This is a genomic window from Mesorhizobium sp. M0077 (assembly GCF_040322955.1).
GTDB lineage: Bacteria > Pseudomonadota > Alphaproteobacteria > Rhizobiales > Rhizobiaceae > Mesorhizobium.
Window position 1 is genome coordinate 15114 of the sequence record NZ_JAMYUL010000018.1, and the last position, 20128, is coordinate 35241.

21 protein-coding genes are annotated in these 20128 nt (G+C 62.6%); 5 read left to right on the forward strand and 16 right to left on the reverse strand.

Going from position 1 to position 20128, the window contains the following annotated elements:
* Positions 1–22: 22 nt before the first annotated feature.
* On the forward strand, positions 23–862 hold the full coding sequence (locus NKJ57_RS26670; RefSeq protein WP_352513523.1) for an SDR family oxidoreductase: 840 nt from the start codon (positions 23–25) through the stop codon (positions 860–862).
* Positions 859–1581 carry an SDR family oxidoreductase gene (locus NKJ57_RS26675; protein WP_352513522.1) on the forward strand — a complete coding sequence of 241 codons (723 nt, stop codon included), beginning with the start codon at positions 859–861 and terminating at the stop codon, positions 1579–1581. The genes NKJ57_RS26670 and NKJ57_RS26675 overlap by 4 nt, the downstream gene beginning before the upstream one ends.
* Before the next feature lie 2 nt (positions 1582–1583).
* On the opposite strand, the gene NKJ57_RS26680 is transcribed toward NKJ57_RS26675, so the two are convergent.
* The 7 genes from NKJ57_RS26680 to NKJ57_RS26710 form a co-directional block, all read right to left on the reverse strand.
* Positions 1584–1961, reverse strand: a complete 378-nt coding sequence (locus NKJ57_RS26680) for a DoxX family protein (protein WP_023682193.1) — start codon at positions 1959–1961, stop codon at positions 1584–1586.
* 76 nt (positions 1962–2037) lie between these two features.
* Positions 2038–2496, reverse strand: coding sequence for a carboxymuconolactone decarboxylase family protein (locus NKJ57_RS26685; RefSeq protein WP_023668206.1), 459 nt, complete (start codon positions 2494–2496; stop codon positions 2038–2040).
* 32 nt (positions 2497–2528) lie between these two features.
* Complete coding sequence (locus NKJ57_RS26690; RefSeq protein WP_023668205.1) at positions 2529–3047, reverse strand: RrF2 family transcriptional regulator; 519 nt, start codon at positions 3045–3047, stop codon at positions 2529–2531.
* 109 nt (positions 3048–3156) lie between these two features.
* A complete protein-coding gene (gene preA / locus NKJ57_RS26695) occupies positions 3157–4470 on the reverse strand; it encodes an NAD-dependent dihydropyrimidine dehydrogenase subunit PreA (protein WP_023712066.1) in 1314 nt (437 codons plus the stop codon).
* 12 nt (positions 4471–4482) lie between these two features.
* Positions 4483–5325, reverse strand: a complete 843-nt coding sequence (locus NKJ57_RS26700) for a class I SAM-dependent methyltransferase (RefSeq protein ID WP_352513521.1) — start codon at positions 5323–5325, stop codon at positions 4483–4485.
* 5 nt (positions 5326–5330) lie between these two features.
* On the reverse strand, positions 5331–6686 hold the full coding sequence (locus tag NKJ57_RS26705) for an NAD(P)-dependent oxidoreductase (protein WP_352513520.1): 1356 nt from the start codon (positions 6684–6686) through the stop codon (positions 5331–5333).
* A 128-nt stretch (positions 6687–6814) separates the two neighbouring features.
* On the reverse strand, positions 6815–7531 hold the full coding sequence (locus NKJ57_RS26710; RefSeq protein WP_023705591.1) for a gamma-glutamylcyclotransferase: 717 nt from the start codon (positions 7529–7531) through the stop codon (positions 6815–6817).
* 192 nt (positions 7532–7723) lie between these two features.
* On the opposite strand from NKJ57_RS26710, the gene NKJ57_RS26715 reads away from it, so the two are divergent.
* The gene (locus tag NKJ57_RS26715; protein ID WP_023705592.1) at positions 7724–8500 is read left to right on the forward strand and encodes a VOC family protein; all 777 of its coding nucleotides are present in this window, start codon (positions 7724–7726) and stop codon (positions 8498–8500) included.
* A gap of 72 nt (positions 8501–8572) precedes the next feature.
* On the opposite strand, the gene NKJ57_RS26720 is transcribed toward NKJ57_RS26715, so the two are convergent.
* Both NKJ57_RS26720 and NKJ57_RS26725 read right to left on the reverse strand, forming a co-directional pair.
* On the reverse strand, positions 8573–8719 hold the full coding sequence (locus NKJ57_RS26720) for a hypothetical protein (RefSeq protein ID WP_352513519.1): 147 nt from the start codon (positions 8717–8719) through the stop codon (positions 8573–8575).
* A complete protein-coding gene (locus NKJ57_RS26725) occupies positions 8716–9060 on the reverse strand; it encodes a hypothetical protein (RefSeq protein ID WP_352513518.1) in 345 nt (114 codons plus the stop codon). Before NKJ57_RS26725 ends, NKJ57_RS26720 begins: the two co-directional genes overlap by 4 nt.
* Positions 9061–9267: 207 nt before the next feature.
* Between NKJ57_RS26725 and NKJ57_RS26730 the strand changes: the two genes are divergently transcribed.
* Positions 9268–9660: a DoxX family protein gene (locus NKJ57_RS26730; protein WP_023687981.1), complete on the forward strand. Its 393-nt coding sequence runs from the start codon at positions 9268–9270 to the stop codon at positions 9658–9660.
* 92 nt (positions 9661–9752) lie between these two features.
* Here NKJ57_RS26730 and NKJ57_RS26735 read toward each other — a convergent pair whose 3' ends face one another.
* Positions 9753–12194 (reverse strand): GcvT family protein, encoded by a 2442-nt coding sequence (locus NKJ57_RS26735; RefSeq protein WP_352513517.1) that lies wholly within the window; start codon positions 12192–12194, stop codon positions 9753–9755.
* A 243-nt stretch (positions 12195–12437) separates the two neighbouring features.
* On the reverse strand, positions 12438–13976 hold the full coding sequence (locus NKJ57_RS26740; RefSeq protein WP_352513516.1) for a trimethylamine methyltransferase family protein: 1539 nt from the start codon (positions 13974–13976) through the stop codon (positions 12438–12440).
* A 218-nt stretch (positions 13977–14194) separates the two neighbouring features.
* On the opposite strand from NKJ57_RS26740, the gene NKJ57_RS26745 reads away from it, so the two are divergent.
* Positions 14195–14785 (forward strand): transglycosylase SLT domain-containing protein, encoded by a 591-nt coding sequence (locus NKJ57_RS26745; RefSeq protein WP_352513515.1) that lies wholly within the window; start codon positions 14195–14197, stop codon positions 14783–14785.
* 56 nt (positions 14786–14841) lie between these two features.
* Here the strand turns inward: NKJ57_RS26745 and NKJ57_RS26750 are convergent, their stop codons facing one another.
* From NKJ57_RS26750 to NKJ57_RS26770, 5 genes are all read right to left on the reverse strand, one after another.
* Positions 14842–15279 (reverse strand): TA system VapC family ribonuclease toxin, encoded by a 438-nt coding sequence (locus NKJ57_RS26750; protein ID WP_023682204.1) that lies wholly within the window; start codon positions 15277–15279, stop codon positions 14842–14844.
* Positions 15276–15503: a CopG family transcriptional regulator gene (locus NKJ57_RS26755; protein WP_352513514.1), complete on the reverse strand. Its 228-nt coding sequence runs from the start codon at positions 15501–15503 to the stop codon at positions 15276–15278. The genes NKJ57_RS26750 and NKJ57_RS26755 overlap by 4 nt, the downstream gene beginning before the upstream one ends.
* A 142-nt stretch (positions 15504–15645) precedes the next feature.
* On the reverse strand, positions 15646–17850 hold the full coding sequence (locus NKJ57_RS26760; protein WP_352513513.1) for a dipeptide ABC transporter ATP-binding protein: 2205 nt from the start codon (positions 17848–17850) through the stop codon (positions 15646–15648).
* Between the two features lie 47 nt (positions 17851–17897).
* Positions 17898–19055 carry an ABC transporter permease gene (locus tag NKJ57_RS26765; protein ID WP_023690814.1) on the reverse strand — a complete coding sequence of 386 codons (1158 nt, stop codon included), beginning with the start codon at positions 19053–19055 and terminating at the stop codon, positions 17898–17900.
* A gap of 13 nt (positions 19056–19068) precedes the next feature.
* Positions 19069–20103: an ABC transporter permease gene (locus NKJ57_RS26770; protein WP_023668188.1), complete on the reverse strand. Its 1035-nt coding sequence runs from the start codon at positions 20101–20103 to the stop codon at positions 19069–19071.
* Positions 20104–20128 lie beyond the last annotated feature (25 nt).

Sequence of the window (20128 nt, forward strand, 5' to 3'; positions counted from 1 at the left end):
CAGAGAGATGGAGGCTCTGAATATGGATCTGAAAGACAAGACAATCCTCATCACCGGTTCGACCGACGGCGTCGGCCGTGTCGTCGCGCAAAGGCTGGGCGCCGGCGGCGCGCGCGTGCTGGTGCATGGCCGTGACGCGGCTCGCGGCAAGGCAACCGTCGCAGAAATCGAATCCGCCGGCGGCAAAGCCGAGTTCCTCGCCGCCGACCTCGCCTCGCTAGCCGAGGTCCGCCGCCTTGCCGAGGCCGTACGCGCAAAAACCGACCGGCTCGACATCCTCATCAACAATGCCGGCATCGGCACGGCCGGCGCCAAGCGACAGCTCAGCGCCGACGGCTTCGAACTGCGCTTTGCGGTCAACTATCTCGCCGGTTTCCTGCTGACCTCGGAACTGCTGCCGCTGCTCAAGGCGAGTTCGCCGGCGCGCATCATCAACGTCGCTTCGGCCGGCCAGCAGGCGATCGATTTCGGCGATGTCATGCTGACACGTTCCTATGACGGCGTGCGCGCCTATTGCCAGAGCAAGCTGGCGCAGATCCTGTTCACCATCGACCTGGCCGGAGAGTTGAAAGGCAGCGGCGTCACCGTCAACGCTCTGCATCCAGCGAGCTACATGAACACCACCATGGTCCGCCAAGCCGGCGTGACGCCATGGAGTTCGGTCGAGACCGGCGCCGACGCCATTCTCAACCTCGCGACATCGCCCGCCCTGGAGGGCCGCAGTGGCCTCTATTTCGACGGCCAAAAGGAATCCCGCGCCGAAGCACAAGCCTATGACGCCAAGGCCAGACAGCAATTGCGAACCCTGAGCCTCGACTTCGTCGGCCAGGCTTCCCCACAATCGAAGGAACAGCATTCATGACCGGCAAGATCGAACACACGGTCGTCGTCGGCGGCTCGTCCGGCATCGGCCTGGCAACGGCGCGAAAACTGCTGGGCCCAGGCATGAAGGTGACCATCACCGGACGAAACCAGGACAAGCTCACCAGCGCTTGGAAGAGCCTCGGCGGCGCCGCCGAAAAAGCTGCCTTCAATGCTTCGAAGCCGGGCGAAGTCCGCCAGTTCTTTGGGGAACTCGGACCGTTCGATCACCTCGTGCTGGCTGCCAGCGGCGGCAAGGGACTTGGGCCGTTCGAAACCCTCGACCTCTCAGACATCGCCGGCGGCGTCGACGAGAAAGTCAGGCCGCAGCTGTCCTGTTTGCAGGCAGCCTTACCGACGCTCAACAGATCGGGATCGGTCACTTTCATCTCGGCGGTGTCGGCACAATTGTCGGCGCCCGGCGTGGCCGGCATTGCCGCCGTCAACGGCATGCTGCTGACGGTGGTGCCGATCCTGGCGGTCGAACTGAAGCCTCTGCGCGTCAACGTCGTGGCGCCCGGCGTCATCGACACGCCATGGTGGGATTTTCTGGCCGAAGACCAGCGGCAGGCGGTGTTCAGCGAATATGCCGGCAAAACCCCGGTGGGCAGGATCGGCCGCGCCGAAGACGTCGCCGGCGCAATCGCCTTTCTCGTCTCCAACGGCTTCATGACCGGCCAGGTGCTGACTTGCGATGGCGGTTTGCGCTTCGCGGCGTGACCTTACAGCGACTGTGCGATCAGCGTGAGAAAGCCTCCGGCCAAGGCGACGTTGCCGACGAAGCCGTTGATGCGCGAGGCCCGGTCCGGGCCCTGATGGTCCCAGAAATTGTGGAACATCGGCGTCGCGACAATGAGAAACAGCACCAGCACAGCACTGGCGATCGCGGTCCACAGGCCGGCCATCACCAGCGCGCCGGCAACGGTCTGCAGGACGATGCCGGCCCACAACGCCAATCTCGCCTGCGGCACGCCGCGCGCGGCCATCAGCCCGGTCAGGAACGCCTCGTTTTGAACATTGCGCAGTCCCGCGACAACGAAGGCGCCGCCAAGCAACAGGCGGCCGAGAAACAACAGGGTCGAAGGCAAATCGACAGGCATGAAATCTTCCCCGTACTTAAGCATGAAACAGGTGGAGCGCCGCCCTTTCCACGGCGCTCCATGACTAACCGCACGGTCAGGCTGCTTTGGCCGCCGGCATCGGGTGAATGGCGTGGAACGGGATGCAGAGCCGGTTCCAGGTGTTGATCATGCCGATCGCGACCGACAGCTTGACCAGTTCCTCTTCCGAGAAGTGCTCTAGCGTGCGGGCATAGAGTTCGTCCGAAACGCCATTGTTGGCGATCAGGGTCGTTGCCTCGGTCCAAGCAAGCGCCGCGCGTTCGCGCTCGGAAAACAGCGGCGATTCCTTCCAGGCCGAAACCAGATAGAGCCGTGTCTCGGTTTCGCCATCGCGCCTCGCCTCGCGGCTATGCATCTCGACGCAGTAGGAGCAGCCATTGATCTGCGAGGCGCGGAGCTTGATCAAATGCAGCAGGCTCACTTCAAGCCCGCATTCGTCGACCGCCTTGTTGAGCGCCGACACGGCTTTCATGATCTCAGGCGCCTTGGCGAAGAATTGCAGTCTCTGTTTCATCGTCTTTCCTTTCACATCTGTTTGGCGGGGGATTAAATCTGTTTGGTCGAAGCGGGTTTCTGCGGCCGCTGATGGCGCGCCACAAAGGCACAGCTGGCGGCAAACGATCGCGGATCGCCTTCGGCCTTGTAGTCAGCCACGATGTCGGACAACCGGGTTTCCGCGAGAGCGGCACGATAGGCACGCTCGGCTTTCAGCATCGCGGCATTGATGCCGCACGGCTTCACATAGGCCGAAGCATCGATCTTGACCGGGCCGCGCTGGCGGATCTCGCCGCAGCGGAAGGCCGGCTCGCGACCCTCGACCGCAAGCACGATATCGAGCAGCGTGATGCGCTCGGCCGGACGCGCCAGCCGGTAGCCGCCCGCCGGTCCCGGCACCGATTCCAGGATGCGCGCAGCAGTCAGCTGGTTCAGATGTTTCAGCAGATAGCTCGGCGACAGGCCGAAGGACTCTGCCAAAGCAGCACCCGGTATCGTGCTGTTGCCCTCCACGCTGGCCAGTGTGGCCGCGCAATGGATGGCCGCTTCTACACCCTCGCCCAGCTTCACGATGTTGCGCTCCTATTCATGGATATCTTTTATCCTAGATAAAACTTATCTGCAATAGGAAAATGAAAAACGGCGCTCGAAAGCGCCGCTTTTTTCTTCGACCCGTCCCCTACTCCGCAGCCACCTTGGCCATCGGGTTGTTCGGGTGCGTCGTCCAGTTGGCATAGACCGGCGACACCGGCTTGCCGGTGCGCTGGTCCATCACGCCGGCGGCCAGCGGCTCCATGGTGATGCAGTTCTCGACCGGGCAGACATTGACGCACAGATTGCAGCCGACGCATTCGGCCTCGATCACCTCGAAATGCCTGACGCCGTCGACCATGTTGGTGATTGCCTGGTGCGAGGTGTCCTCGCAGGCGATGTGGCAGCGGCCGCATTTGATGCAGGCGTCCTGGTCGATATGCGCCTTGGCGATGTAATTGAGGTTGAGATACTGCCAGTCGGTGACGTTGGGCGTGGCGCGGCCGACGATGTCGTCGAGCGAGGCATGGCCCTTCTCGTCCATCCAGTTTTCAAGACCGGCGATCATCTCCTGCACGATCTTGAAGCCGTAGGTCATCGCCGCCGTGCACACCTGCACATTGCCGGCGCCGAGCGCCATGAACTCGGCAGCATCCCGCCAGGTGGTGATGCCGCCAATGCCGGAGATCGGCAGGCCGTGCGTTTCGGGATCGCGGGCGATCTCGGCCACCATGTTCATGGCGATCGGCTTCACCGCCGGGCCACAATAGCCGCCATGCGAGCCCTTGCCGTCGATGGTCGGCTGCGGCGCGAAACTGTCGAGATCGACGCCGGTGATCGAGTTGATGGTGTTGATCAGCGACACCGCGTCGGTGCCGCCGGCGTGGGCGGCGCGCGCCGGCTTACGCACATCGGTGATGTTGGGCGTCAGCTTGGTGATGACAGGCATGCGGGTGTTGGCTTTGCACCAGCGCACCACCATTTCGATATACTCCGGCACCTGGCCGACAGCCGCGCCCATGCCACGTTCCGACATGCCGTGCGGGCAGCCGAAATTGAGCTCGATGCCGTCGGCTTCGGTCTCCTCGACCACCGGCAGGATCGCCTTCCAGCTTTCCTCGACGCATGGCACCATCAGCGAGACGACGATGGCGCGGTCGGGCCAGTCCTTCTTGACCTGCTTGATCTCGCGCAGATTGACCTGCAAATCGCGGTCGGTGATCAGCTCGATATTGTTGAGGCCGAGCAGGCGGCGGTCGGCGCCCCAGATCGCGCCATAACGCGGGCCGTTGACATTGACCACCGGCGGGCCTTCCTCGCCCAGCGTTTTCCAGACCACGCCACCCCAGCCCGCCTTGAAGGCGCGGATGACGTTGTAGGCCTTGTCGGTCGGCGGCGCCGAAGCCAGCCAGAACGGATTGGGCGATTTGATGCCGACGAAATTGTTGCGGATGTCTGCCATGACAGGTCCCTTTCAACCGAGACGAAGGAGCATTTCCACGGGTGCGAGAATGCCGCCTTTAAGCGCGGGGGTGAGATTGGCGATCTTGGTGCCGGCGTTCTCGCCCATGATAAGATTAACGCCAGGCGGCGGCTTTTTTCCTTCCGCCTGCGCCGCAGCCATGCGCGCCCGTATCGTGTCGAAAAATTCGATGGCGAAGGCGCCACGAGGGCGCTCGGCGGTTACAGAGAACCCCGCGGCGGCGGCAGCCGAACGATAGTCGTCGGGCGTGGCAACGAAGGACATGCTCTCGTCGGATGCCCATGGCAGCGGATAGGTCAGCGCACCTGCCTTGAGCCGCATCACATCGTAGACGGCAAAGACGCCGCCCGGCTTGAGCACACGCGCCGCCTCGCTCATCAGCTTTTTCTTGTCGGGAAGATTCATGCCGACATGCAGGATCATGGCCGTATCAAAGCTTTTGTTGCTGAACGGCATGTCCAGCGCGCTGCCCTGCACGAACCGGACTTTGTCGGCCATTCCCACCCGCTTCGACAGGCTGGTCGCGATGTCGACATAGCTTTGCGTCAGATCAATGCCGGTGACATCGGCGCCGGCATTGTTGGCGGCGAAGCGGGCTGGACCACCCACGCCGGAACCAATGTCGAGCAGCCTGGCCCTCGGCTTCAAACCCATCTGGCCGATGAGTTCCCTGGTGGCGGCGATACCGCCAATGTGGAACTCGTCGACCGCTTCGAGATCGCCAGCGCGTAGATGGGCAATTTCCACGCCGGTATCGGCGACCACGGCAAGAATGTGCTGCTCCAGATCCGAGACGTCGTAGTGACGCGCGATGCCTGATTCCACTGAGGCCATGATCTCTATCCCTGTGCCAGACTCCGGTTGATGCTCTCCGCCGCATCGCGGCCTTGCGCGACGGCCGATACCGTCAAATCGTCGCCGCCAAAAATGCAGTCGCCGCCGGCCCAGACATTGGCGAGCGAGGTGCGCCCTTCTGCGTCGACCTTGATGCGGCCGGCTTCGAGTTCGATCGCAGCACCGCTGCCGTTAAGTGCCGCCGGCACAAAGCTCTGGCCGATCGCCTTGAACACCTGGTCGGCGGCCAGCGTCAGCCGCTCGCCGGTGCCGACAAGCGTGTCGCCGTTCATCGCTGTGTATTCGAGCTCGATGCCCGACACTTTGCCACCTTCGACAATGACCCGCTTCGGCTGCAGCCAGTGGCGGATGGTGACGCCGTTGGCGGCTGCCAGATCCTGCTCGAACTCGGAAGCGTTCATGTGTTCCTGGCCGCGCCGGTAGCAGATCGTCACCTCCTCGGCGCCGAGCAGCTTCGACTGCACGGCGGCGTCGATCGCCGTCATGCCGCCGCCGATGACGACGACGCGCCGGCCGACCGGCAGGCTCGAGAGATCGCTGGCCTGGCGCAGTTCGGCGATGAATTCGACTGCATTGACGACGCCACCGGCCTCCTCGCCATCGGCGCGCAGCGCATTGACGCCGCCAAGCCCCATGCCGAGGAAGACGGCATCATAATTGAGGATCAGGTCCGACAGCTGGTAGTCGCGACCGAGCGCCTTGCCGTTATGGATATCGATGCCGCCGATCCCAGTGACATAGTCGACCTCGGCCTGGGCGAAATTGTCGATGCTCTTGTAGGCGGCGATGCCGTATTCGTTGAGGCCGCCGGCCTTCAGGCGGGCTTCCAGTATGGTCACCTCGTGGCCATGGCGGGCGAGCCGGTGCGCCGCGGCTAGACCGGCCGGACCGGCGCCGACCACGGCGACCGACTTGCCGGTCGATTCAGCGCGCGAATAAAACTGCTTGTGCTCGGCCATCGCGACATCGGTGGCATATCGCTGCAGGCGGCCGATCTGCACCGGCTTGCCTTCCGCCACCTCGCGCACGCAGACCTCTTCGCAAAGCGTCTCGGTCGGGCAGACGCGGGCGCACATGCCACCCAATATGTTCTGGTCGAAAATCGTCTTGGCCGAACCGATCGGGTTGCCGGTCGATATTTGGCGGATGAACAGCGGAATGTCGATCGAGGTCGGGCACGCGTTCATGCACGGCGCATCGTAGCAGAAATAGCAGCGGTCGGATTCGACCAGCGCTTCGTGGTGATCGAGCGGCGGATGCAGGTCGGAAAAATTCTCGGCGTACTGGTCGGCGGCAAGCCGGCCGCCGGCAATGCCGTCCTTGAACTGGCCTTCTGGCATCGTCAGTTCCCCATGTTTTCGTTTTGGGGAAGGCTAGCACGTTTTATTTTTTTATCAATTGGTCAATTTTCGCCGCAAGCCACTGAAAAGCCTAGCTGATAATATGATCGGACCACTCATGTTATGGCCTATGTCACGGGCGAAAAGCCAGTGCTCGTAGCGCCGCCATGAATCGACCTGATCTCGTCGGCAACCAGTTGCTGCAGCCGCCACAGATTGCGGTCGCGGATGCCGAATTCCTCGAGGTGGCTGACGGTGTTGTAGAGATATTCCGCACCCGAGCCGACATGGCCGCAGGCCCGCGCCAACACCCGCGCCACCCGATCTAGCGGCTGCCCAAGCGAGGTTCCCCTGCCCGTCACCCCGACCCAGAAGCCGAGCGCCCGTATCCGGCCCTGCTCCGTGCGCACGGGAACCCACCGGACCGAGCTGACACTCTCATGGTCGTCGATCTCGCGCCGCAACAATCTTTCGATCTGCTGCGGCTTGTCGCCGTCGGGCAGGCGGTAGATGACGCCGTCGCATCGGCCGCCGCGTTCGAGCGCCATCATCAGCCCCGGCTGCGCGACGCTGCCGCGCCAGCGCACCATGTCGAGGCAGAAGGAGCGATGCCAGCCAAACGCAGTGGCGCGCTGGCGTTCGACGGACTCGAAAGCCGGCTTCCAGATCAGCGAGCCATAGGCGAACACCCATAACGGCCCCGCATCGGCTTCGTCGGAGAGCCGTAAGGCAAGCGTGCGAAAATCCTCATCGTTCAGCTGCGTCCAACTGCAGTCGGGTCCGGGATCGACCTCTTCGCGATGACACAGTGACACAAGCTCAGGCGTGAGCGACATAAGGCGCATGAAACGACTACCCCTCGTTTGCCCAAGGAAAGTCGAAAACCGCCGCACGTGCAAGGCGTCGGTGGGGCGAAGTGCGGAACGATGTGTCAACGCAGCCGTTGAATTTTCTCCGGTTCGCTGTCGGATTCGCGTCGCTGAAAACGTCCTTTGATGGATCGGACGACGATCTATGCATAGGTGAGGAGACCGAGAATGCCGAGATCCCCAATGCCCTTCTTCTGGTACGAGTTGATGACCAGCGACCTCGATGCGGCGCAAGCGTTCTACACCACCGTGGTCGGCTGGCGGGCCGAGCCCTTCGACAAGGCGCCCGGCATGCCGCGCTATATCGTGGTGAACTCCGCCGAGCGTGGCGTCGGCGGGCTGATGACCCTGCCCGAGGAAGCAGCCAGGACGGGTCTGAAGCCGGCCTGGTTCGGCTATATCCACACCAGCGATACCGATGCCTCGACCGAGGCACTGAAAGCCGCCGGCGGGGCTGTTCACCGCGAACCCGACGACATTCCCGGCGTCGGCCGCTTCTCCGTCGTCGCCGACCCGCAAGGCGCCGCCTTCATGTTCCTGCAGCCCAATGGCCCCGACCAGCCCGTCCTTCCGGCAACGACGCCGGGCCATGTCGGCTGGCACGAGCTTTATGCGTCCGACCGCCAGAAGGCCTTCGATTTCTACTCCAGCCAGTTCGGCTGGACCGATGCCGGTAGCATGGACATCGGCGAGATGGGCATCTATCAGACCTTCTCGGCCGGCCCTGAATCCGGCGGCGGCATCATGAACAAGCCACAACAGCTGCCGGTGCCGGTGTGGCTGTTCTACTTCAATGTCGATGCCATCGACGCAGCCGCCAAACGCGTCACCGACAATGGCGGCAAGATCGTCATGGGTCCGATGCCGGTGCCGACCGGCCAATGGATTGCCCAGTTCACCGATCCGCAAGGCGCTTATTTCGCGCTGATCGCGCCGGGCCGCTGATCCCCTCCGGTACTCGCCTGCACGGAACTGCTCTCATCGCGCCGCCCCGATGAGAGGCGCGTCGGGGCGCGGTCACTCTGGCGCCAGCACCGCAACCTTGAGGTTCTCTTTCCTGGCGCCGCTGAGCTGGATCGTGGCTGCGCCAGGCGTCAGCTTGAAGCGCAGGCTCTTGCGGACGCCGAGGCAGGTCTTCACGCCGCTGAAACCGGCTGATTTCACGGCCTGGCCATCCTGAATGACGTCGACCCAGGCCTCATCGACAGGCTGATCTGGAGCTCTCCTTCCGTTGGCACGGCCACGTTTGCCGTCGCGCCGAACGTGCCGGCTGCCGGCGCGCGTTGCGGTGAGACCATGAAGCTGACCGCATCGACCGGCTCCAGCGCCATATCCGCGGCTTCGCCGAAAGCAAGAGAGGCACCGGACTGCGCGGCGGGCGCTGCCGGAAACAGTTCCTGCTCGCGTGTTACCGGCCATTTGAAGGCATCGCAGCCAGCATCAGCGGCCACGGCGAAACTGGTGCTTGCGAGGATTGCGAACAGGCTGATGGCGACTTTTTTCATGGCGAAGGAACCCGTCTGGTTTGGAGTGTCTACTCGCAAATATACAACCTTAACGAGATGTATGCAACCATAACGAGAGCAAATTTCGAAGTCAGACTGGAAATAATTGCAATCACCGATTGTTGATGACAGGCCATGGGAAGTGAATGGTCCAGCGCCGGGTGATGATTTATGGCCGGGCCACATGGTTGGAAAAATGGAGTTTAGATGAAGCTTTTTGACGGTCTCGCCAGATTTCAGCCGCAGGCACTCGGCGTCCTGCGCATCATCACGGCCCTGCAGTTCCTCGAGCATGGCTCGCAGAAACTGTTCAATTTTCCGGTCAGCGCCGAGCCTCACGCTCTTAGCGGCCTGACGGCGACGGCAGGCATCCTGGAATTCGCCGGTGGCATCCTGCTGGCGCTCGGTCTGTTGACCCGCCCGGTCGCGTTCCTTCTGGCCGGCGAGATGGCCATCGCCTATTTCATGGCGCACTACCCGCGCGACTTCTTCCCGGTCAACAACAGCGGCGACGCGGCAATCTCCTTCTGCTTCATCTTCCTCTATCTGGTGTTTGCCGGCGCCGGCGCCTTCGCGCTCGACAACCGCCGCAACGTCTGACGCGCAATGCATGTCGCCCAAAGGTGCGCAGCGGTTTTGGGATAACGACATGCACAAAGGAATCTGAAGCGCCTCGGCGAAGCCGAAGCGCTTCAGGCGCGCATTCGCTCGAAGTTCGCGTCAAAGAGCGGCGCTGCCTGAACGCGCGCCGCGTGGCGCTTGCCCAAAAGTTCGATTTCGAAGCCGTCGCTCTTGTCTGCGATCTCCTTCGGCACATAGCCGATGGCGACGGATTTCTTCGAGTGATGCGCATAGCCGCCCGACGTCACCCAGCCGCGCACCGCGCCATCGTACCAGATCGGCTCGTCGCCGATGACATCGGCATCGTCGGCATCGAGGATAAATGTGCGCAGCCTGAGCTTGCCGCCCTGCTTGCGCTCGGCAAGAGCGCCGGCCTTGCCGACGAAATCGGCATCCTTGCCATAGGCGACGAAACGGTCGAGCCCGGCCTCCAGCGGCCCGTAGATCGGCCGGTATTCGCGCGCCCATGAGCCGTAGTTTTTCTCCAGCCGCAGCGCATTGAGCGCGCGCGAGCCGAACAGGCCGAGGCCGAATTCCTCGCCTGCCGCCATCAACGCCTGGAAGGCAGCGCGCTGATATTCCGGCGCCACCCAGATCTCGTAGCCGAGATCGCCGGTGTAGCTGACGCGGCCGACCAGGCACGGCGCCGTGCCGATGTCCATTTTCGCGACCGCCATGAACGGGAATGCGGTGTTGGCGACATCCGCGCGGCTGGCCTTTGCCAGCACCTCCCTCGCCTTGGGTCCGGCGATCGCCAGACCGGTCAGTTTCTGCCCCAGCGCCTCTATGCGCACTGAGCTATCCGCAGGTAAATGCGCCTCGAACCAGCGCATATGATACTGCTCGGCGATACCGGAGCCGGCGATGAACCACTCGGTCCCGTTGGAATTGGGGGCACCGATATTGGCCAGCGTGAAATCGCCGATGAGCTTGCCGTCGTCCTTCAGCATCGGCGCCAACGTCATGCGGCCTGGCTTGGGCAACTTGCAGGCAAAGATCCGGTCGAGCCAAGCGGCCGCCCCTTCTCCCGTCACCTTGTATTTGGCGAAGTTCGAAATCTCCGCCAGGCCGACGCTTTCACGAACCGTCGCGACCTCATTGGCGACATGGGAAAAATCGCTGGAACGCCGCCACGAGAATTCGTCCCTGACACCCTCGGGCGCATACCACAGCGGCACTTCCAGCCCATAGGACACACCCCATTGCGCACCCTTGGCCGACAGCAAATCGTAGATCGGCGTCGTCTTCAGCTGCCGCCCGGCGGGCAGCTCCTCATTGGGAAAGCGAATCGAGAAGCGGCGCGAATAATTCTCGCGCACCTTGGCGTTGGTGTAGGCCATCGTCGCCCAGTCGCCATAGCGCGCCACATCCATGGCCCAGATGTCGGCGCCGGGATCGCCCTCGATCATCCAGTTGGACAGCGCCAGACCGACGCCGCCGCCTTGTGAAAAGCCCGCCATGACCCCGCAGGCGACCCAGAAGCCCGGAAGGCCGCGCACCGGCCCGACCAGCGGATTGCCGTCCGGCGCGAAGGTGAAGGGGCCGTTGATGATCTGCTTGATGCCGGTCCTCTCGAAGGCCGGGAAATGCCGGAAGCCGACTTCGAGCGACGGCGCGATGCGGTCGATATCCGGCTCCAGCAGTTCATGGCCGAAATTCCACGGTGTCTGGAATTCGGACCAGACCTTATTGGCCTTCTCATACGTGCCCATCAGCATGCCGCCGCGCTCCTGGCGCAGGTACAGCTCACCGTCGAAATCGACGGCATGGATGATTTCCGTCCCGGTCTTGGCGTTCCACGCCGCCACCTCGGGCATATCCTCGGTGATCAGGTACATGTGCTCCATTGCGAGCACCGGCAGCTCCAGCCCGACCATGCGGCCGACCTCGCGCGCCCATAACCCGCCGGCATTGACAACATGCTCGGCCACCACTTCGCCCTTGTTGGTGATGACGCGCCACATGCCGTCGGGCCGGCGCACAATGTCCTCGACCTTGGTGAAGCGCTCGACCTCGGCGCCCAGTTTCCGCGCGGCCTTGGCATAGGCATGCGTCACGCCGGAGGGATCGAGATGGCCGTCCTCCTTGTTGCGGACGGCGCCGACGAATTGTTTCGGGTCGAGCAGCGGCATCAGCTCGGCCGCTTCATTGGCCGATATTTCCTCAAGGTCGATGCCGAGGTAACGCCCCTTGGCGACGACGCCGCGCAGCCAGTCGAGCCGCGCCTCGGTCGCCGCCAGAAGTACGCCGCCGGTCAGATGCACGCCGGTCGCCTGTCCCGACAGCTCCTCGATCTCCTTGTAGAGCGAGATCGTGTATTTCTGCAGCTTGGCGACGTTGGGGTCGCCATTGATCGTGTGCATGCCGCCGGCCGCATGCCAGGTCGAGCCGGAGGTCAGCTCGTCGCGCTCCAAAAGCACGACATCGGTCCAGCCATGACGCGCCAGATGGAACAGCACGGAGCACCCGACGACGCCACCGCCAATGACCACGACCTTTGCATGCGATTTCATGAGTTTTGCTCTGTTATCAACGAGTTGGGAACGTAGGATGAATCGGAAAAGGAAGCGCCAAGCGACCCCCCTCTGGCCTGCCGGCCATCTCCCCCTCAAGGGGGGAGATCAGCAGCCTCTGCATCGCCGCTTTCTTTTCAGCGTTGGTGATTGGCGAAGGAAGACGTGACAGCCAATCTCCCCCCTTGAGGGGGAGATGTCCGGCAGGGCAGAGGGGGGTGCCGCGCGCCGACGCTGAAAAAGTCATGGCTCGCCCTGCCCGATCGCTTCCTTGCGCCTGGCCACATACGCCTCCAGCGCCTCGCGCACGGCGATGTCCATCACCGGCTCGACATAGTCTTCCAGCGCCTTCTTCCACAGCCGCGTCGCGCGCGCCGTGGTGTCGAGGCCGCCGGCTTCCTGCCAGGCCTCGTAATTCTGCCAGTTGGACAGCATCGGCTGGTAGAAGGCGGTGGCATAGCGTTCCAGCGTGTGCGGTTCGCCGAAGAAATGGCCGCCGGTCGGCACCGCGCCCAGCGCCTCGACAGCAAGCTCCGCCTCGTCGACGACGATCGGCCGCAGGAACTCCATCATGTGCTGGATCATCTCGACGTCGATGATCAGTTTTTCGAACGATGCCGTCAGCCCGCCTTCCTGCCAGCCGGCGGCGTGATAGACGAGGTTGCCGTGGCCGAGCACCGCGCCCCACAGCGCCATCAGCGTCTCATAGGCGCCCTGCGCGTCCGCCGCGTTCGAGGCCGAGCCCGGCGTCGTGCGGTAAGGCAGATTGTAGCGCCGCGCCAATTGCCCCGAGGCGATGTTGGCCTTGGTGTTCTCCGGCGTGCCGAAGGCCGGCGCGCCCGACTTCATGTCGACGTTGGAGGTGAAGGCGCCGTACATCACCGGCGCGCCGGGGCGCACCAGTTGCGTCAGCACCACGCCGAACAGCGCCTCGGCATTCTGCTGCGCCAGGGCGCCGGCGAGCGTCACCGGGCTCATCGCGCCCATCAGCGTGAACGGCGTCACCGCCACCGACTGGCCGAACTCGGCCATGGTCATCAGCCCCTCGGCCATCATCTCGTCAAAGCGGCGCGGCGAGTTGACCGAGATGATGGTGGCAATGCCGGGATCATCGCGCATCTCGTCCAGCGTCAGCCCGCGCGCGATTGCCATCATCTCGATGCCGTCCAGCGCCCGGCCTCGTCCGATCGCCGAGACATGGAACGATTTGTCGGTCAGCGTCAGATTGGTGAAATAGGTATCCATGTGCCTGGTGTTGGCCGGCAGTTCCACCGGCGCGCAGACCTGGTTGCCGAGCATGTGGATGCAGTTGAAATGCTGCGCCAGCCGGGTCAGATCGGCATAGTCGTGCAAGTTTCCGGCGCGCCGGCCGCGCTCCATGTCGTGCACATTGGGCGGCCCGGCGACGAGGGTGAAATTGATCGTGTTGCCGCCGAGATGAATGGTGTTGGCGGGGTTGCGCGGCGTCAGCCGATAGCTGGACTGCGTGGTCTTCAGCGCCTCGGCGACAAGGCCCCGGTCGATGCGGACATTGGCCGTTGCATGGTCGACCTTTGCGCCCGCCTTCTCGAACAGCGCCAGCGCCCGCTGAGACATCACCTCGATGCCGAAATTTTCCAGAATGTGCATCGACGCCTGGTGGATCGCTTCGACCTGATCGACTGAGAGCATCGCCATCGGCGGATAGGGATTGGTCACCCGCCGCAGTGGAAGTTGCGGGATGGCGGCGGGCCCCCGGTTGCTGGTTCGCTCCGCGCCGCGCTTTCGTCTTGGTTCATTCATGCCTGGCATCAGAGCGCCGGCATCCGGATATCGCTGTCAGAAATACGCCCTTCGCGGGCGTGATTTTAGCCAAGGCGGCATTTTTGAATTCGTATGAAGACAGAGGCGACGCAAAAGGTCGGAATAATGATACAGGTCCCACTCAGCGGAGCCGGGCCGGCAAGCCGTTAAGAAACGCCGCAAGATTCCCTTTATGATTTCGGCCTATTCGTCTGCGGATGCGTAGTTCGAGTTTGAGTAAAATTGTAGCGGTTGGCGTGCTGCTGGCTTTGCCGGCCTGCGCGACGCCGCCCAACCATATCAACAATGTCTGCGCCGTCTTCGACCAGAACGACGGCTGGTTCGACAACTGGCAGTCGGCCGCCGAGCGCGCCTCGCAGAAATACGGCGTCCCCGTCCCCGTGCTGATGGCGACGGTGCGCAAGGAATCCGGTTTCAAGAGCAATGCCAGGCCGCCGCGTACCAAACTGCTCGGCTTCATTCCGTGGAAACATGTCTCGTCGGCCACCGGTTTCTCGCAGGCGCTCGACGGCACCTGGTCGCAATATCAGAGCGAGACCGGCAGCTGGGCGGCGCGGCGGACCAAATTTGCCGATGCCATCGATTTCGTCGGCTGGTATCATTCCAAGACATCAGACACGTTCGGCGTCGCCCGCAACGACACCTACAATCTCTATCTCGCCTACTATCTCGGCTGGACCGCCTACGGCCGCGGTAACCGTGGCGATGCCGGCGTGCAGGGCTATGCCAGGGCGACCGAAAAGATGGCCCGCGACTATGCCGAACAGCTGCAGCAATGCGGCAGCTGACGTTGCCAAGCGGTCTTGCAGCCACGCAGTTTGCGATCGAAGCGGAACTCAGCCATTCATTCGCTTGGGATCAGGTGGAGGATCGACCTCCCTCCCTTTACCGCTGCCGTCGACAGCTTTCGGTCAAACGTCGCCAATTGGCCGTCACGCGCCTTGGCGAGTCCCAACAGATAGCTATCCGTTACCTGTGCCGGGGTGAGGATCCTGGCTGCATCGATGTCGTTGGAACCGACAAGGCTGATCTCGTCAGGCCAGAACTGATGTCCTGAAAGGGCATGCAGCTTGCCGACAATCTGCGCCACCACGGCGGGAGAACCCGGAGAATTGGGGTATTTCGGGTTGCTTACAATCCTGATGACGCCATTCTCGGTAATGGGACATGTTGCCCATGATAAATGCCCGGTGGATTGGAACCACCGATGGGCATCTTCATGCGCAACGTGAGCTGGATCGATCAACGCAATCAACACATTGACGTCGAGCAGGAAGGTCACGGCAATTCGTCGCGAAGCGCATTGACCATTTCGAGATCGACCATCGGGCCGTCGGGCCGCGATGCAAGCAAGGGGATGCCGTTGCGTTCACCGCCGGTCGGTGGCCTGCGCAGTGAGCGGCGAGCCAGATCGGAAATGACATCGCCAACGCTGCGATCCTGCTGTCGCGCCATGGCCTTGGCCACAAGTAGGACATCGTCATCGATTGCAAGTGTGGTTCTCACAATATGCTCCCTACGGCGCATCAAACATCACGCATCACATAAAGCAATGGACAGCAATATTCAAGCGAACGTAGCTGTCGTTCCTTGAGCTATGGCGACGCTGCGGCAATGCGCCAACGAGCGGCATTGCCTCTATGGCTGGTCAGCTCGGCTTCTTGCCATGCGGGCGCTTCGGCGGTTCGCCGGCGAAACCGGGGCCGATCCCATCCGGTGCGTCTTCCGGCACGCCCTCATGCGCTGCGTGTTCCCTGTCGAACTTGATCACCGGCTCCATCGTCGCCAGCACATCGTCCGACAGCCAGCACAGGCTCATATGGCCATCGCCGAGATGCTTCACCGGCGGCACCTTGGTCTCGCACAGATTGTCCGGCACCAGCCTCTTGTAGCCGCAGCGCGTCTGGAACGGGCAGCCGCTCGGCGGGTTCATCGCCGACGGGATATCGCCTTCGAGCACGATGTGCCGTTTGACCACGCTGGTGTCGGCGATCGGGATAGCCGACAGCAGCGCCTCTGTGTAGGGGTGATAGGGTGGCGCGAAGATCTGGTCGGTCGTACCCTGCTCGACGATGTAGCCGAGATACATGACGACGACCCGGTCGGCGATGTAGCGCACGACGGACAGATCGTGACTGATGAACAGCATCGTCGTCTTGTTCTTGCGCTGGATGTCCATCAGCAGCTCGGTCACCGCCGCCTGCACCGAGACGTCGAGTGCCGACACCGGCTCGTCGGCCACCACCACCTTGGCATCGCCGGCAAAGGCACGCGCCACGCCGATGCGCTGCTTCTGGCCGCCTGAGAGCTGACGCGGCTTGCGCGTCTCGAAGGCCCGCGGCAGCTTCACCAGGTCAAGCAGCTCCAGCATGCGCTTGCGCCGCTCCGCGACATTGTTGCCGACTTTGAATTTTTCCAGCGTGCGGATGATCTGCGAACCGACGGAGTGGCTGGGATTGAGCGTATCGAACGGGTTCTGGAACACCATCTGGATCGATGACACCGTTTCGACGCTGCGCTTCTCGATGCCGGTCGACTGGATCTCCTTGTTGCCCAGCGTCACTGTGCCGGCACTTGCCGTCTCCAGCCCGAGCAGGACCTTGGCCAGCGTCGACTTTCCGCAGCCGGACTCGCCGACGATGGCGACGGTCTCGGATTCGCGGGCCATAAACGAGATCGTCTCATTGGCCTTGACGACGCGGCCTTCGCTGGAGCCGAACACTTCGCTGCCGCCGACCTTGTAGTATTTTCTCAAATCCTCGATCTTGAGCACCGGCGCGCCGGGCACAACCTTCTCATTGACCTTCTTGGCGCCGGGAGGCAGCGCTTCCCAGTCGATCTCGTTGAAGCGCACGCAGCGCGAGAAATGCCCTTCGTGACCGGCGACCTCGATCATCGGGATTTCGGCGGCATTGCAGAGGCCCTCAACGAAATGGTGGCAGCGCGGGCCGAAATTGCAGCCCTTGGGCCGCTCATGCGGCAGCGGCAACTGGCCGGGGATAGAGATCAGGGGCCGCGAATTCTTGTCGGCGCCCGGCAGCGGAATCGAGCGGAACAGCCCTTGCGTATAGGGGTGACGCATCCGGTCGAACACGTCCTTGATCTTGCCGGTCTCGACCGCTTCGCCCGAATACATCACCGTGATGCGGTCGCAGGTCTCGAGGATGAGGCCCAGATTGTGCGACACGAAGATCATCGACGTGCCGAACTTCTCGCCCAGCCCCTTGACCAGTTCGACGATGCCGGCCTCCACCGTCACGTCGAGCGCCGTCGTCGGTTCATCGAGCAGAAGCAGCGCCGGCTTCGACAGCAGCGCCATGGCAATGACGATGCGCTGCTGCTGGCCGCCGGACAGCTGGTGCGGATAGGAACGCATCATGCGTTCGGGATCGGGCAATCTCACCGAGCGCACCATTTCGAGCGCCCTTTTGTAAGCCTCTTCCTTCGACACCTTGTCGTGGATCAGCGGCACTTCCATCAATTGCTGGCCGACCTTCATCGCCGGATTGAGGCTCGCCATCGGCTCCTGGTAGATCATGGCGATCTTGTTGCCGCGGATGGAGCGCAACTCCTCGTCGGACAGCTCGCCCATGTCCTTGCCCTGGAACTTGATCTTGCCGCCGACAATCTTTCCGATGTTGGAGAGGTCGCGCATGATGCCGAGCGACACGGTCGACTTGCCGCAGCCGGACTCGCCGACGATGCCCATGGCTTCGCCCGGCATCACCGTGCAGGAAAAGTCCATGACGGCGGGGATCTCGCCCTTGCGGGTGAAGAAGGAGATCGACAGGTTCTCGATCTCGATGATCGGCCCATTGGTCGACTTTGGGGGATTTCGAACTGCCTCATTCATGGGTCGCTCCAATCCTATTTTCATGCTCGCGGGCCGAAACCCGCAGATCAGTCTTTCATCGATTGTTCGCGCAGCGAGTCGGCAAGCAGGTTCAAGCCCAGCACGAACGACATCAGCGCGATCGTCGGCGGCAGCGCCGGGTGGATGAAGGAGCGCAGCAGGCGGCTGGCGTCCTTGATTGCGGTGCCCCAGTCCGGGCTCTCCGGCGCCAGACCCAGCCCGAAATAGCCGAGCGTGCCGAGCAGGATCGTGGTGTAGCCGATGCGCAGGCAGGCATCGACGATCAGCGGCCCGCGCGCATTGGGCAGGATCTCCCACAGCATGATGTACCAGGGCGATTCACCGCGCGTCTGCGCCGCCGCCACATAGTCGCGCGTCTTGATGTCCATCACCAGGCCGCGCACGATGCGGAATACGCCGGGGCTGGAGGCGAACACCACCGCCACGAAGATGTTGAGCTGGTTGGGATCGATGTGGATAATCTTGAACGGATCGGCATCGAAGACCAGGCCGGCATAGACCCAGCCGCCGATGATCAGCGTCAGCCCGAGCAATATATAGAGCCGGTCCGGCCGGTTCTTGTAGCGGGTCCAGAACAGCACCGAAAAGAAGATGATCGGGAACAGGAAGAACAGCCCGGCCATGGCGTATGGGATCGGCGTATCCATGATGCCCGGCGTCACCAGCAGGTAAAACAGCAGGATCACAGGGAAGGCCAGCACCAGATTGGCCAGGAAGGACAGTACAGTGTCGATCCGGCCGCCATAGTAGCCGGCGGGCAGACCGAGCGTAATGCCGACCATCAGCGCGAAACCCGTCGCCGCCGGTGCGATGATCAGCACGATCTGGCTGCCATAAACCATGCGCGAAAAGACATCGCGGGCGAGCTTGTCGCCGCCGAAATAGTAGATGAGTTTCGATACCGGCTCGAGCGCGCCCGGCAGCGCATCCTTCATGATCGGGACCTGGGCGAGCGGATCGAAGGGCGCGACGGTCGACGCGAAGATTGCCGTGAACAGCCAGAACAGGCAGATGCCGACACCGACTATGCCGACGCCGCTATCGAACAACTGGCCGTAGAGGCCGAGCCTTTTCTTGTAGGTGAAGCTCACCCCCATCACCAGGGCAAGCCCTAACCAGACTGGCCAGAAACGCCCAATCACGCCGAGCACGACATTGAAGGCACCGATATATTCGACCTGCATCTGCCCCAGCCCCCTATTGAACTCTGATACGCGGATTGAGGAACGCGTAGCCGACATCCGAAATGAGCTGCGTGATCAGCACGATGAACACCGAGACCAGTGAACAGCCAAGCAGCAGATCGATGTCGTTGTTGCCGGCGGCCTCGACCAGCGTGTAGCCAAAGCCCTGGTAGCGGAACATCACCTCGACGATGACGACGCCGGTAAGCAGCCAGGGAAATTGCAGCATGATGACGGTGAAGGGCGCAATCAGCGCATTGCGCAGCGCGTGCTTGACGACGACGCTGCCGAAGGAAAGCCCTTTCAGCCGGGCGGTGCGGATATATTGCTGCGTCATCACCTCGACCATCGAGGCGCGTGTCATGCGGGCGATGTAGCCGATGCCGTAGATCGCCAGCGTCATCACCGGCAGGGTGAAATTGTAGAAGGTGATGCCCTGGCTTGCCGAGGCGGCCGAACCGTTCAGCCAGCCGAGCCAGGAGGCGAAGATGACGGTGAAGATGACGCCGGACACATATTCGGGCGTCGCCGTCGACGCGATCGATGCGACGGACAGCGTTCGGTCCGTTCGCGAGCCCTCGCGCATGCCGGCCAGGATGCCAATCAGCAGCGAAATTGGCACCATCACCAACAGCACGCAGAGCATCAGGATACCGGTGGCGGCGAGTGCGGGGAAGAGCTTTGACGCAACGGAGGTTTTGAACTTGGTCGAGCAGCCGAAATCACCTTCCAGGATGCCGGAGAATTTCGGCTCCAGCGGATCGTTGCAGAAGGAGAAACGCTGCGTCGGCTTGCCGGTCGCCGGATCGGTCACCGGTTGCTTCGGGACGACGCCCAGCCATTGCCCGTAGCGCACGAAGAAGTTCTGCCGGTAGCCATGGTTGACCAGCCAGCTTTCGAGCTGTTCGGCCGATGTGTGCATTTCGGTCTGGCTGATCGCCAGCTTCTTCAAATTAGGCTCGAGGTTGATCAGGAAGAAGACGATCATCGTCAGGCACAGCATCGTCAATGCCATGGTGCCGAGACGCCGGATTACGAAAGAAAGCATGGCGGTCCCCTGCCGGTCTGGTTGG

Excerpts from the sequence above, each read along its gene's own strand:
- NKJ57_RS26765 (WP_023690814.1), bottom strand. The coding sequence starts at position 19,055 with ATGCAGGTCGAATATATCGGTGCCTTCAATGTCGTGCTCGGCGTGATT.
- NKJ57_RS26745 (WP_352513515.1), top strand. The coding sequence starts at position 14,195 with ATGCGTAGTTCGAGTTTGAGTAAAATTGTAGCGGTTGGCGTGCTGCTG.
- NKJ57_RS26740 (WP_352513516.1), bottom strand. The coding sequence starts at position 13,976 with ATGAATGAACCAAGACGAAAGCGCGGCGCGGAGCGAACCAGCAACCGG.
- NKJ57_RS26730 (WP_023687981.1), top strand. The coding sequence starts at position 9,268 with ATGAAGCTTTTTGACGGTCTCGCCAGATTTCAGCCGCAGGCACTCGGC.
- preA (WP_023712066.1), bottom strand. The coding sequence starts at position 4,470 with ATGGCAGACATCCGCAACAATTTCGTCGGCATCAAATCGCCCAATCCG.
- NKJ57_RS26685 (WP_023668206.1), bottom strand. The coding sequence starts at position 2,496 with ATGAAACAGAGACTGCAATTCTTCGCCAAGGCGCCTGAGATCATGAAA.
- NKJ57_RS26705 (WP_352513520.1), bottom strand. The coding sequence starts at position 6,686 with ATGCCAGAAGGCCAGTTCAAGGACGGCATTGCCGGCGGCCGGCTTGCC.
- NKJ57_RS26715 (WP_023705592.1), top strand. The coding sequence starts at position 7,724 with ATGCCGAGATCCCCAATGCCCTTCTTCTGGTACGAGTTGATGACCAGC.
- NKJ57_RS26675 (WP_352513522.1), top strand. The coding sequence starts at position 859 with ATGACCGGCAAGATCGAACACACGGTCGTCGTCGGCGGCTCGTCCGGC.
- NKJ57_RS26680 (WP_023682193.1), bottom strand. The coding sequence starts at position 1,961 with ATGCCTGTCGATTTGCCTTCGACCCTGTTGTTTCTCGGCCGCCTGTTG.
- NKJ57_RS26710 (WP_023705591.1), bottom strand. The coding sequence starts at position 7,531 with ATGCGCCTTATGTCGCTCACGCCTGAGCTTGTGTCACTGTGTCATCGC.
- NKJ57_RS26760 (WP_352513513.1), bottom strand. The coding sequence starts at position 17,850 with ATGAATGAGGCAGTTCGAAATCCCCCAAAGTCGACCAATGGGCCGATC.
- NKJ57_RS26770 (WP_023668188.1), bottom strand. The coding sequence starts at position 20,103 with ATGCTTTCTTTCGTAATCCGGCGTCTCGGCACCATGGCATTGACGATG.
- NKJ57_RS26700 (WP_352513521.1), bottom strand. The coding sequence starts at position 5,325 with ATGGCCTCAGTGGAATCAGGCATCGCGCGTCACTACGACGTCTCGGAT.
- NKJ57_RS26735 (WP_352513517.1), bottom strand. The coding sequence starts at position 12,194 with ATGAAATCGCATGCAAAGGTCGTGGTCATTGGCGGTGGCGTCGTCGGG.
- NKJ57_RS26725 (WP_352513518.1), bottom strand. The coding sequence starts at position 9,060 with ATGAAAAAAGTCGCCATCAGCCTGTTCGCAATCCTCGCAAGCACCAGT.
- NKJ57_RS26670 (WP_352513523.1), top strand. The coding sequence starts at position 23 with ATGGATCTGAAAGACAAGACAATCCTCATCACCGGTTCGACCGACGGC.